At 68.5% G+C, this 12194-nt stretch carries 11 protein-coding genes; 6 read left to right on the top strand and 5 right to left on the bottom strand.

Translation table 11 applies throughout. The features are described 5' to 3' along the window. Positions 1-52 precede the first annotated feature (52 nt). From G4H71_RS16860 to truA, 3 genes are all read left to right on the top strand, one after another. The gene (locus G4H71_RS16860; protein WP_072739808.1) at positions 53-1114 is read left to right on the top strand and encodes a DNA-directed RNA polymerase subunit alpha; all 1062 of its coding nucleotides are present in this window, start codon (positions 53-55) and stop codon (positions 1112-1114) included. Between the two features lie 30 nt (positions 1115-1144). Continuing rightward, positions 1145-1720, top strand: a complete 576-nt coding sequence (rplQ, locus tag G4H71_RS16865; RefSeq protein WP_072739809.1) for a 50S ribosomal protein L17 — start codon at positions 1145-1147, stop codon at positions 1718-1720. Positions 1721-1803: 83 nt separating this feature from the next. Then, a complete protein-coding gene (truA, locus tag G4H71_RS16870; RefSeq protein ID WP_072739842.1) occupies positions 1804-2616 on the top strand; it encodes a tRNA pseudouridine(38-40) synthase TruA in 813 nt (270 codons plus the stop codon). A gap of 39 nt (positions 2617-2655) precedes the next feature. Here truA and G4H71_RS16875 read toward each other — a convergent pair whose 3' ends face one another. Beyond that, positions 2656-3795: an acyl-CoA dehydrogenase family protein gene (locus G4H71_RS16875; protein ID WP_072739843.1), complete on the bottom strand. Its 1140-nt coding sequence runs from the start codon at positions 3793-3795 to the stop codon at positions 2656-2658. 63 nt (positions 3796-3858) lie between these two features. Between G4H71_RS16875 and G4H71_RS16880 the strand changes: the two genes are divergently transcribed. Both G4H71_RS16880 and G4H71_RS16885 read left to right on the top strand, forming a co-directional pair. Next, positions 3859-4440 (top strand): TetR/AcrR family transcriptional regulator, encoded by a 582-nt coding sequence (locus G4H71_RS16880; protein ID WP_072739810.1) that lies wholly within the window; start codon positions 3859-3861, stop codon positions 4438-4440. Between the two features lie 18 nt (positions 4441-4458). Next, positions 4459-5013 carry an NADPH-dependent FMN reductase gene (locus G4H71_RS16885; protein WP_072739811.1) on the top strand — a complete coding sequence of 185 codons (555 nt, stop codon included), beginning with the start codon at positions 4459-4461 and terminating at the stop codon, positions 5011-5013. A gap of 116 nt (positions 5014-5129) precedes the next feature. Here the strand turns inward: G4H71_RS16885 and G4H71_RS16890 are convergent, their stop codons facing one another. Then, on the bottom strand, positions 5130-5444 hold the full coding sequence (locus G4H71_RS16890; RefSeq protein ID WP_072739812.1) for a hypothetical protein: 315 nt from the start codon (positions 5442-5444) through the stop codon (positions 5130-5132). 201 nt (positions 5445-5645) lie between these two features. Beyond that, on the bottom strand, positions 5646-7349 hold the full coding sequence (eccE, locus tag G4H71_RS16895) for a type VII secretion protein EccE (protein WP_371842899.1): 1704 nt from the start codon (positions 7347-7349) through the stop codon (positions 5646-5648). A gap of 168 nt (positions 7350-7517) precedes the next feature. Here eccE and eccB point away from each other — a divergent pair, with 168 nt between their 5' ends. Next, on the top strand, positions 7518-8999 hold the full coding sequence (gene eccB / locus G4H71_RS16900; RefSeq protein WP_072739813.1) for a type VII secretion protein EccB: 1482 nt from the start codon (positions 7518-7520) through the stop codon (positions 8997-8999). Positions 9000-9062: 63 nt separating this feature from the next. On the opposite strand, the gene mycP is transcribed toward eccB, so the two are convergent. Together mycP and eccD are read right to left on the bottom strand one after the other, a co-directional pair. Further along, positions 9063-10460, bottom strand: a complete 1398-nt coding sequence (mycP, locus tag G4H71_RS16905; protein WP_072739814.1) for a type VII secretion-associated serine protease mycosin — start codon at positions 10458-10460, stop codon at positions 9063-9065. Continuing rightward, positions 10457-11929 carry a type VII secretion integral membrane protein EccD gene (eccD, locus tag G4H71_RS16910; protein ID WP_072739815.1) on the bottom strand — a complete coding sequence of 491 codons (1473 nt, stop codon included), beginning with the start codon at positions 11927-11929 and terminating at the stop codon, positions 10457-10459. The genes mycP and eccD overlap by 4 nt, the downstream gene beginning before the upstream one ends. Positions 11930-12194 lie beyond the last annotated feature (265 nt).

Raw genomic sequence — 12194 nt, forward strand, 5'->3', positions numbered from 1 at the left:
GGCCTATTCCATCGTGGGCGTCAAATAGCGGGCGCCCGTACAGGAGGAAACAATGCTCATTTCTCAGCGACCGACGTTGACCGAAGAGGTCATCGCCGACAACCGTTCGAAGTTCGTCATCGAGCCGCTGGAGCCTGGCTTCGGGTACACCCTCGGTAACTCGCTGCGCCGCACCCTGCTCTCGTCGATCCCCGGCGCTGCTGTCACCAGCATCCGTATCGACGGAGTCCTGCACGAGTTCACGACCGTCCCCGGGGTGAAGGAAGACGTCACCGACGTCATCCTGAACCTCAAGGGTCTCGTCGTGAGCTCCGAAGAGGACGAGCCGGTCACCATGTATGTCCGCAAGCAGGGCCCCGGCGCTGTGACCGCGGGCGACATCGTGCCGCCGGCGGGCGTCACCGTGAACAACCCGGATCTGCACATCGCCACCTTGAACGACAAGGGAAAGCTGGAGATCGAGCTCGTTGTCGAGCGCGGTCGCGGCTACGTCCCTGCCGTCCAGAACAAGGCGTCCGGCGCCGAGATCGGCCGTATCCCGGTCGACTCGATCTACTCGCCGGTGCTGAAGGTCACCTACAAGGTGGAGGCCACCCGAGTCGAGCAGCGCACCGACTTCGACCGGCTGGTCCTCGATGTCGAGACGAAGAACTCGATCACGCCTCGGGACGCGCTCGCTTCGGCGGGCAAGACCCTGGTGGAGCTCTTCGGCCTCGCCCGTGAGCTGAACGTCGAAGCAGAAGGCATCGAGATCGGACCCTCGCCCGCCGAGGCCGACCACATCGCCGCCTTCGGTCTGCCCATCGAGGATCTGGACCTCACGGTCCGGTCCTACAACTGCCTCAAGCGTGAGGGCGTGCACACCGTCGGTGAGCTCGTGGGCCGCACCGAGTCCGATCTGCTCGACATCCGCAACTTCGGACAGAAGTCCATCGACGAGGTCAAGGTCAAGCTGCACTCGCTCGGCCTCTCGCTCAAGGACAGCCCCGCATCGTTCGATCCGACCACCGTTGCCGGCTACGACGCCGCCACCGGGACGTGGAGCGACACCGATGCCGGTTCCTTCGGCGATGCCGACGGGAACGAGGACTACGCCGAGACCGAGCAGCTCTAGCAGTTCACGGTCCTTTACTAGGAGAACATCATGCCCAAGCCCAAGAAGGGTGCCCGCTTCGGCGGGTCGGCTTCGCACCAGAAGGCGATCTTCGCCAATCTGGCCACCGCGCTCTTCGAGCACGGTCGCATCACCACCACGGAGGCCAAGGCCAAGGCCCTGCGTCCGTACGCCGAGAAGCTCGTGACGCACGCCAAGGGTGGCACCCTGGCGAACCGTCGCGAGGTCCTCAAGGTCATCCGCAACAAGGATGTCGTGCACACCCTGTTCGCGGAGATCGGCCCGTTCTACGCCGATCGTGACGGCGGATACACCCGCATCGTCAAGACCGTTCCTCGCAAGGGTGACAACGCTCCGATGGCGATCATCGAGCTCGTCAAGGAGAAGACGGTCACCTCCGAGGCCGATCGCGCTCGTCGCGTGAAGGCATCGCAGGACGCACCGGCTGCCGCGGCTCCCGCCGAGGAGAACGTGGTCGAGGCCGTCGAGGCCGAGGCCACCGACGCCGAGGTCGCGAACGCGGACGCCGTCGTCGAGGGCATCGAGGACGAGACCGCCACCGCGGCCGACGCCACCGATGTCGCCGAAGAGGACAAGAAGGACTAAGTCCTCCCTTGTCTTCGGCACAGCCCACGGCACACGTCGAATCGAACGAGCCCGCCGCCCACGAGGGTGGCGGGCTCGTTCGGTTGCGGCTCGACATCGCATACGACGGCACCGACTTCTCCGGATGGGCCCGCCAGACCGGCCTGCGCACGGTGTGCGGCGAGATCGAGGAGAAGCTCGGCGCGGTCCTTCGCACCCCGTTGCAGTTGACGGTCGCGGGCCGGACCGACGCGGGCGTGCACGCCCGCGCCCAGGTGGCGCACGTCGATGTGCCCGCGGGCGTCGTTCCCGAGGACCCCGGGCGACTGGTGCGGCGGCTGGCACGCTTCCTCCCGAAGGATGTTCGGGTTCTGGCGGTGGCCGTCGCACCGGAGCATTTCGATGCCCGGTTCTCCGCCCTGCGGCGCCATTACGAGTACCGCATCACCACGGCACCGTTCGGTGCCGAGCCGTTGCGTGTGCGTGACACCGTCTCGGTGCCGAAGGTTCTCGACATCGAGCGTATGCGCGCGGCGTCGGCGAGGCTGATCGGTCTGCACGACTTCGCGGCGTTCTGCAAGCGTCGGGAAGGCGCGACCACGGTGCGTGACCTGCAACGCTACGAGTGGAGTCGCGAGGGCGACGTTCTCACCGCGCAGGTCAGCGCCGATGCCTTCTGCTGGTCCATGGTGCGTAGCCTCGTGGGCGCGGTCCTCGCCGTGGGGGAGGGGCGCCGCCGCGTCGAGTGGATCGACGAACTGCTCGGTGAGACGAAGCGGTCGAGCTCGATACTCGTCGCGCCCGCGCACGGACTGGCACTGGTCGGCGTCGACTACCCGTCGCCGGAGGAGCTGGCCGCGCGCAACGCGGTCACACGCGACGTGAGGACGGCCCCTCCCGGTGGCGGCTGCTGCTGATCCGGTGCCGGGTACGACAGACCCGACTGCGGACGGCGCCTAACCCGCCAGGTGCCGCGCGATGACGAGTCGTTGAATCTGGTTGGTGCCCTCGAAGATCTGGGTGATCTTGGCTTCTCGCATGTACCGCTCGACCGGGAAGTCCTGGGTGTAGCCGTATCCGCCGAACACCTGGACGGCGTCGGTGGTGACCTTCATCGCGGCATCGGTCGCGACGAGTTTGGCGGCCGACGCTTGCCGCGAGTAGGGAAGGCCCGCGTCGCGGCGGCGCGCCGCGTCGAGATAGGTGGCCCGGGCCGAGTCCACGGCCGCGGCCATGTCGGCGAGCACGAAACCGAGGCCCTGATGGTCGATGATGGCTTTGCCGAACGCCTTTCGCTCCTTCGCGTAGGCGACAGCGTCGTCCAGCGCGCGCTGCGCGAGGCCCACGGCGACGGCGGCGATCCCGAGGCGTCCCGAGTCGAGAGCGCTGAACGCGATGGGCAGGCCCTGTCCCGGACCGCCCAGGAGGCGCTCTGCGGGGACGAAGGCGCCGTCGTAGTGTGCGGACGTCGTCGGGACCGCGCGCAGCCCCATCTTCTCCTCCGGCTTGCCGAAGGTGAGACCGGCCGTGTCCTTGTCGACGAGGAAGCACGAGACCCCGCGCGACCCCTCGCCGGTCCGCGCGAACAGCGTGTAGAAGTCGGCGCGGCCACCGTGGGTGATCCATGCTTTCGACCCGTCGATGCGGTAGCCACCGTCCACCTCGGTCGCGCGGCACGTCAGGGCTGCCGCGTCGGAACCGGCCTGGGGCTCGGACAGGCTGTAGGCGCCGATGGTCTCTCCGCCGAGCATGCCCGGTAGCCATTTCTGCTTCTGCTCGTCCGTGCCGTAGGTGAACAGCGGGAAGCACGAGAGGCTGTGCACGCTCACCGCGACGGCGACGGCCGTCCACCGGGCCGCGATCTCCTCGAGCACCTGCAGATAGACCTCGTACGGCTGGCCGCCCCCGCCGTACTCCTCCGGGTACGGCAGGCTCAGCAGCCCCGCCCGGCCCAGGGCGGGGAAGACGTCCTCCGGGTAGGTCTCGGTCTTCTCGCACTCGTCCACCTGTGGTGCGAGGACCTTGTCGGCGATGTCACGGGTGAGCTCGACGAGGTCGTGGGCCTCTTCGGTGGGAAGCATGCGTTGTACGGGCACGGAGGACACTCCTGAGACGGGTACGAGTAGTACTGGTAACGATACTGCAGTACGGTTTCAGGTATGACAAGGGTGGTGGGGAAGCGGGCTGCACGCCGAGCGGAACTGTTCGACCAGTTGGTCGGGTTGTTCCTCGACGAGGGATTCGCACACCTGACGCTGGACGATGTGGCCGCGCGTCTGCGTTGCTCGAAATCGACCCTGTACACGCTCGCGGAGAGCAAGGACGACTTGGTCCGGGCGGCCACCGTGCACTTCTTCCGCCGGGCGGCGGACGAGGTCGAGGAGGCGCTCGCCCGCGTCGATTCCGGGGCCGGCGACCGGGTGACCGCGTATCTGGAGGCGGTGGGGGACCAGCTCGCACCTGCCTCGGCCCGGTTCATGGAGGATCTGGCGCGGATGCCCGGTGCTCGCGGGGTCTACGAGCAGAATACGGCGATCGCGGCCGAGCGGGTCCGCACCCTGATCGCCGAGGGCGTCGGCGCGGGTGAATTCCGTTCGGTGTCCGCGGAGTTCGTGGCGGATGTGGTGGCCTCCACGATGGTGCGTATCCAGCAACGGGACGTCGCGCGCGCCACCGGATTCGACGATGCACAGGCCTATCGGGAACTCGCGGCACTCGTCACCCGGGGAATCGCGCGGTAGTCGCCCTACGATGGCGTCATGGAGAACCGTCCGTTGCGTCTCGAGATCATCGTGGGATCGACCAGGTCGGGACGTATCGCGCCCGTGGTCGCGCACTGGTTCGCCGAGCAGGCGCGGGCGCATGCGACGTTCGACGTCGCCACCCTCGATCTACTCGACGTCGAGCTACCCGTGAACCTCGACGAGACGGCCGTCCCCGCACAGTTCCGTGAACGTGTTGCTGCCGCCGACGCATTCGTCGTCGTCACCCCCGAGTACAACCACGGCTATCCGGCATCGCTGAAGACCGCATTCGACAGTCTGAAGTACGAGTGGCGTGCCAAGCCGATCGGATTCGTCTCGTACGGGGGAGTCGCGGGCGGTCTGCGTGCGACCGAGCAACTCCGCCAGGTGGTGGCCGAACTGCACATGGTGTCCGTGCGGCAGACGGTGAGTTTCGCGCGGGTTCGCAAGGCATTCGACGCGCACGGACAGACCTCCGATTCCGTCGCGCAGGATTCTGCCCCTCGGCTTCTCGCCCAACTGCACTGGTGGGCGTCGGCTGTCCGCGGATCGGAACCGTACCCCGGCTGACCGCGACTACCCGCACAACCGATCCAGGGCCCACTGCACGGCTGGTGCGCTCGATTGCGGTGTCGAGTGGTCGATGACAGGGGCGTCGGGGAAGACGGTCTCGTAGAACACGTTCGTCACTCCCGGCTCGTCGACGACATCACGGAGTACCGCACCCCGGGCTGGGTGATCGGTCCGGTCGTCAAGGCTCGATAGACCTCGGACGGTGGAGTCGGCTGTAGTGCCGATCTCAGCTCCGGAGACAGTGCCGTGAGGACCGGCACCAGGAACGGGAGCGCCTCGAGGACGTCGACCGGGGTGACGGGGAGATCCCGCAGGCCGTACTGCGCGAGGAATCCGGCTCCGTCACAGCCGCGAGCCTCGGGGGCGAGGAACACGGCCTTCCCGACATCGGCGTGGCCGTCGAGCAGCTCGAGGTAGTAGTTGGCCACGAAGGTGCCGCCGGAGCGGGCGACGACGTCCGTCGATCACTCCACCCTGGAACACCAGGGTGCACGCCCCCTGGTCACGGAGCGCGGACACCATCGGCGCCCACTGCCGTCCCCGCACGGAGCGCGAGTCCTGCCGGGAGCCTTCGGAAACGGTTGGTGGGCATCAGGTATCTCCGGTCGGCGTAGACTTTCGCGCTGTGGTCAGGCTTGTCCGTGATACTGGCCCTGGTACTCGTGTCGCTGGTACTCGTCGTGTTGCTGATACTCACCCTGGAACCGGTATTCGTCCTGGTACGGCTCCTGATAGGGCTCCGGGTAGAACTCGTCCGGGGAGCGCGGATGCCCGATGAACGCCGTTTCCGAGGAGATCGTGACCAGCATCAGGGAGATGCTGGTGCCCCCGGTGGACAGTGTGATCCGGTCGCCGATCGCATCCGGTTGCACGATGGAGAGATCGGGTTCGGTGGCCGGCCACTGGCTCGGGTCGGCGAACAGATAGATCGCGGTGACACCGGCACGTGGCGGAAGAGCGCTCACCCCGTCGAAAACCACGGTGTTGAAACGGTTCTCGGTCTGGGGATGTTCGCCGGCGACCCGGAGACGGTCGGGGGTGGCAATGGAGTCGATGAGCGACGTCCACGCCTCGGGGCGGTCGGTGTGGATCAGTACCCGTGCACCGGTGGCGATGGCACGGAAGACCAGTTGTTGCGCCAGGTACAACTCACCGGCCACATAGACCATGCCGACTCCGGGGCCCGCGACGCGGGCGGCGATGCCGTAGCCGTAGTCGTCGGATCCGATGAGCTGACCGCATCCGGCCGGAACCAGACCCAGATCACGCAGTTGTGAGACCGGAACATCCGCCGCCGGCATCACGTCGTCGAGGTCCGGAACCGCGATCGGCAGGTTCGCCAGGAGCGCATCGCGGTGGCGTCCGCGCATGGACACCAGACCGGGAGTCTTCGGTGGTGCAGGCATGGTGCGCGTGGTCATTCGGCATGCGGCACCGACCTGGACGTGGCCGGGCAGGCTTCCCGGCCGCACCCGGATCGTGATCGTCGTGCCCAGGCTCGACGGAACCCACAGACCCGACAACAGTTCCTTGGTGAGATGCCGGGGGTCGATGGAGTAGCCGGTGTTGCAGACGCCGGGAAGCGGCGCGTGATTCCAGGTCTCGCCGACCGTCAACGGATCCACGCCCCGGCTGATGTGCAGTGCCGCAGACTGGATTTCCGGGGCCGTGAGGATGCGGGCGCGGCACCCCTCGTCGGCGAGCGCGCGCACGACCCGGGTGGCCGCGATGCTCGCCGCTCGCGAGGCGCCGTCCTCGCCGCCGCCGCGGCGGCTGATGGCATCGAGGTTCTCGTCGTGCTCGAGACGCAACGCCAACCACACCATCCGGGTGGCCGTGGCGGGCAGTGGACCGATGAGGCGGTCGTAGACCTCGGTGGCCGGGCTGCCCGTCGCGGCGCGGTAGCCGTGGCTGACGATGTCGATGCCGCTGAGACCGATGTCGTGCTGCTCGAGGCAGGCGGCGAGCGCGTCGGTGGGCAACTCGTGAGTGGACCGGAAACCTTCCTTGCGGATCTGGGTGAGGCTTCCCGGTGGCGGCAGCACCTCGACGACGGCGACCACGCCGTTGCCGCTCCAGCTCAGGCCCACGGACTGGCCGGTGGGGGACTGGAAGTTCACGATGTGCGGCGGCGCGTACTCGGGCTTGCGCAGGTATCGCCAGTACGTCCGCACCCAGTCGAGGAGTGGCCAACCCCCGACACAGACGAGCGTGATCGCGGCGACCGCCACGGAGACCAGCACCGCCGCCCACACCGGGGCACCGCTCAGCGCCGCGAGGAGGCCGAGCGCGACGCCCACGAGCTGTGCGACCACGAGCCGAGACGTGGGGATGCGACTGGTCGGAGCCGGGCCCCCGAATACCCGGCTTACTCCTCGTGAACGGCCCACAGCGCCTCCCCCAACTGCCTGAACCCTGCCGACGGATACCCGCGAGCAGCGGTGACTTCGTGGGGAACTGTACTGTGTCCCCGCGAGCGTTGTGTAACAAGGGGGAGGATCATGGCGTCTACACCGACCACGCGGTGGCAGGTCAACGGCTATCGCTTTCTGGTGCGGCGCATGGAGCATGCGTTGGTGCGACGCGACGTGCGAATGCTGCACGACCCGATGAAGTCCCAGTCGCGCGCCCTGGTGGTCGGGATCGTCGTCGCGTCGCTCGGTCTGGCCGCGTGCGGTGCTCTCGCCATCTTCCGGCCGCAGGACAAGATCGGTAACGCCACCATCGTGGTCGGCAAGGACTCCGGCGCGATGTACGTCGCCTACGAGGACACCTTCCGGCCCGTGCTCAACCTCGCGTCCGCTCGGCTGATCCTCGGTAAGGCGGACGATCCGGTCACCGTCAAGGAGTCGGAGATCGCCGACCGTCCCCGGGCTTCTCTCGTCGGGATCCCCGGAGCCCCGCAGACACTCGCGAACGGGGAGCAGGCGGCCTGGTCGGTGTGCGACACCGTGTCCGGAGACGGCAATCGTTCGGTGACGACCTCGGTTCTCGTGGGGGACCGGGTGATCGGCGAAGGCGGTGCCCGATTGGACGGTGGTCAAGCCCTTCTCGTCGGCACCAGGGACGAGTCGTATCTGGTCTACGACGGCAAGCGCGCCAGGATCGACATGTCCAACCCTCGCGTCACGCGCGCCCTGGAACTGGAGGGCATCGCCCCCCGGCCGGTGAGTCGCGGCCTTCTCAACGCGGTGCCCGAGGTCGCCGAGATCCGGGCCCCGTACATCCCGCACGCCGGGAGCGCCACGGACTACGACCTCGGCGGGAAGCCGGTGGGTTCCGTGGTCCGCGTGAAGGGGCAGGACGACGACAGTTGGACCCACTACGTCCTGTTGCAGGACGGGATCCAGGAGATCAGCGGGGCCGTCGCACGGCTGATCATGTACTCGAACCCGACGTCGGACGCCACCGAGGTCGACAGCGTCAATCCGGCGGCCATCGGCGGCGTCGCCAGCACGCGGAGCCCCATCGCCGTGGACACCTTCCCTCGCGATTCTCCCGAGGTGATCGGCACCCAGGACAAGCTCGTCTCCTGCCTGACCTGGTCGATGCTCGAAGGATCCACCGCGGAGAACCCGCAGGGCTCCGAACTGTCGCTCTTCGCGGGCCGAAGTCTGCCGATCTCCCCCGACGCCCGAACGGTCAAACTGGCACAGGCAGACGGCTCGGGCGACAACGCGGACCACGTGTACGTACAGCCGGGTCGCGCCGGATTCGTCCAGTCCACCGGCATCGAAGCCGGTAGCACACGGCGGGACAGCCGCTTCTACGTCGCCGACACCGGTGTGCGCTTCGGGATCGCCGACGCCACGCACGAGGCGGATTCCGCGAAGGCCCTCGGGCTCGACGGAGTACCCGCGCTGGCTCCCTGGCAGATTCTGGGTCTCCTCGCCCCGGGGCCCCAACTCGATCGGGAATCCGCGCTCATCGCGCACGACGGTGTCGCTCCTGCGCCGGATCCGGCGGGAATCTCACTGAAGTGAGCGTCCACAGGGTGACTTCGCGGCCGTAAGGCACTCGCTACGAGGTGATTCGGCTCTCGGCGCTCACTCCCCGTCGGGGGCCCCGCGTCGCCAGCGCCGCAACGGGAACGATGCCAGCACGCCGAGCGTGAACACCGCGGCGAGTATTCCCACCCCGGCGAGCGCGGTGTTACGTGGCCGCAGATCCGGCTCCTCGGGAGCGGGGAGCGCGTCGACCGCCACCGAACGGTGGTGCTCGACACTCAGTGCGGCAGGGGGGATGTCCGCGGTGACGGCGGCCAGCGGGTTGACGATGCCGTAGCCGACGAGTGGACTGCGTGCCTCGCCGGCTCCGTGAGCCGTCGCCTTGATCCGGTCCATCACTTCTCGGGCGTTCAGCTCCGGCCGGTGTGCCCGGACGAGGGCGGCCGTCGCCGCCACGAGCGGCGCGGCGAAACTGGTCCCCGACACCGGCCTCGCATTGCCGTGGAAGTCGTACGTGGTGTTCGTGAGCCCGGGGGAATCGGGATCGAGCGACACCAGGCCGTCGCCGGGCGCCGCAACGTCCACCCACGGCCCTGCCAGGGTGAAACCTGCGGCGGCACCGCTCGAGTCGACGGCACCGACCGTGAGCACGTAGTCGTCGTACCACGCAGGTGTGGCGATCGTGTAGACGCGGTCCCAGGGGCTGGCGGCCGGATCGACCGGGTTCGTGTGCGGATTCTGCTGCTGGCAGATGCTGCCCTCTCCGACATTCCCGGCTGCGGCGACCACGACGGCGTCCTTGACGTCGACGGCGTACTGGACCGCGGACCCGACGAACCGGTCCGCGTCTCCGATTCCCTGAGCCGCACTGCGGCAGGCGACTTCGGAGATGTTGATGACCGTGGCACCCATGTCCGCGGCCTTGCGGATCGCGGCGGCCATCGTCGTGACGTCGCCGTACCCACCGACCGTGTTGCCGGCATTGTCGACCGCGTCCTGGGACCCCTTCGGGCTGTACGCGCCGCTCGACTGCCGGATCGAGATGATCCGTGAATCCGGCGCGCCCCCGGCGAATCCCGAGCCCGGCGCGTCCCGCCCCGCGATGAGCCCGGCGACGAGGGTGCCGTGCGCGTCGCAGTCGGTGAGACCGTTGCCGCCGAGGTCCACGAAGTCGCCGCCCGGGACGAGGTCGGGGAGTCGAGGGTGCGGATTCACCCCGGTGTCGATGACCGCCACCGTCTGTCCGGCACCCCGCGTGAACGGCCAGACCGAACGGAAGTTCATGTCCTCGAGGGCCCGGATCGCGGTGGGACTGTCGCCCGTGCCCGCGGCTCGGGTGCAGTGCTTGCGCTGCTCCGCCGGGTTCGGCGGAGGCGGCGGGACCAGGTTGGGCACGATGGGGTCGGGTTCCACGGCGCCGGCAGGCCCCTGTCCCAATGTCGCGGTCAGCGCCGCGACGGTGGCGACGAGGACGAGCCGGATCGGCGCGCGCCTCACAGCCCGCGCATCGTCGAGTACAGATCGGTCACCCAGCACACCAGCGGGATGACCGACGCGATGACGGCGAGTTCGAGGATCTCCCCGGCTCGTCGCATGACCGGGGAGAAGCTCTGCTTCGGGAAGATGATGCCGAGGACCAGCGCCGCGACTGCCAGGACGACGGCGACGACGAACAACGCGAGCGCGAGGTCGGGGACCGTGTGGGCCGCGGCGGACAGCAACAGCACGAGCAGCAGCACGCCACCGGCGACCAGTGGAATGGCCTGGGCGACACTCGAGTACGTCCGCCCTCGGAACATCAGGAGCACGGCGGCGGCAATCGCCAGGACGGTTCCCGGCCAGAACACGGCGCCGTCCTCGTCCGGAAGTGCGGCGACGATCGCGCCGCCCACCGTGAGGACCGTCGAGGCGGCCACGAGACCGGTCAGATAGCTACGGGCGCGCGCCGAGCGCTGGGCGAGAACCTCGAAGGGCGGCATCGTGCGGCGGTCGTCCGGGTCGTCCTCGGCAGGATCCACCGAGGTTCCGGGGGCGGGCACCGGCGGGAGCGGGAGCTTCCCGAGCAGGATCGACAGTCGAGCGGACTGGGACAACAGGATCAGGGCCGCGGCGACGAGGACGGCCGCGATCCCGTGGAAGTCGACGTCCGTCAGGGTTCCGACCAGGGCGGCGACGGCGACGAAGAGCCCGGTCGTCGACACGGAGGTGAAGACGGTGAGGCCGACCCCGCCGACCCGCAGGGCGAGCACCGCTGCCGCGGCGGTGAGGGACGAGGCGATGAGCAGGTGCGGTGCCCCGACCGCACCGGGGACGAACAGCACGCCGGCCGTGAAAGCCAGGGGCATCGCGGATCCGCTGAGCACCAGTGAACTGGCGGCGTCGTGGTAGACGCGACTGGTGACGGCTCCCGCGACGAGGAAGAGGAGCGACAGCGTCAGGGCCAGGCTCGGTGCCACGTACCCGCCGGAACCGGCGTCCGCCCACAGCACCGAGAAGCAGCCGACCAGAATCAACGCGATCGCGGCCACCGAGCCGACGATGCGCGCCGCCGCCGGCGACCACTCCCGGTCGCTCTCCGCGTCCGCGTTGGCGACGCTGTACATGATGTCGTCGAACAGTGGCGGGGGCGCCGTGTCGTCGACACTCTCGAGGACCAGGAGATCGCCGTCCCGGATCCCGTGTTCGTGCAGCGACAAGGTGGAGGAGAGGGGGGACTGGCCGATCTTGGCGAGTACCCACTCGCTCGGCTCGTACTGCTCGACGGCGTCGTCGAAATCGTTGGCACTGCGATGATTGCGGATCGTATCGACGATGCCCGGTATGAGGATCGCGAGCGGGACCCCGTTCGGCACGGCCAGATCGACCTGGGTGCGTTCGGCGAGAACCGTCAGCCGGCACAGTTCGGCTGCTGCGCTCGACCGGACGGACGGGCTCGCACGGCGCGATTCGTCATGAGCGATGGTCAACTTGTTCTTCCCCCAACTCTGCGACGCTCGAGAACCCCACCGGCGCCGGGCGGACGCGGCACGATCACCGTGTTCTTCCGGGAACGTGCACTTCGATCAGGGGCACCTTACGCCACCGCCGGGGGCCGGCACCACGCCACCGCCGGGGACCGGCACCACGCCACCGCCGGGGGCCGGCACCACGGCAGGCGTCGACGGAAGATCCAGCGATGCCGTATTCTTCGACATCGGCTAATCTGTGACACCGACGGCGCCGGGGCCGAAC

Source organism: Rhodococcus triatomae, from assembly GCF_014217785.1.
GTDB lineage: Bacteria > Actinomycetota > Actinomycetes > Mycobacteriales > Mycobacteriaceae > Rhodococcus_F > Rhodococcus_F triatomae.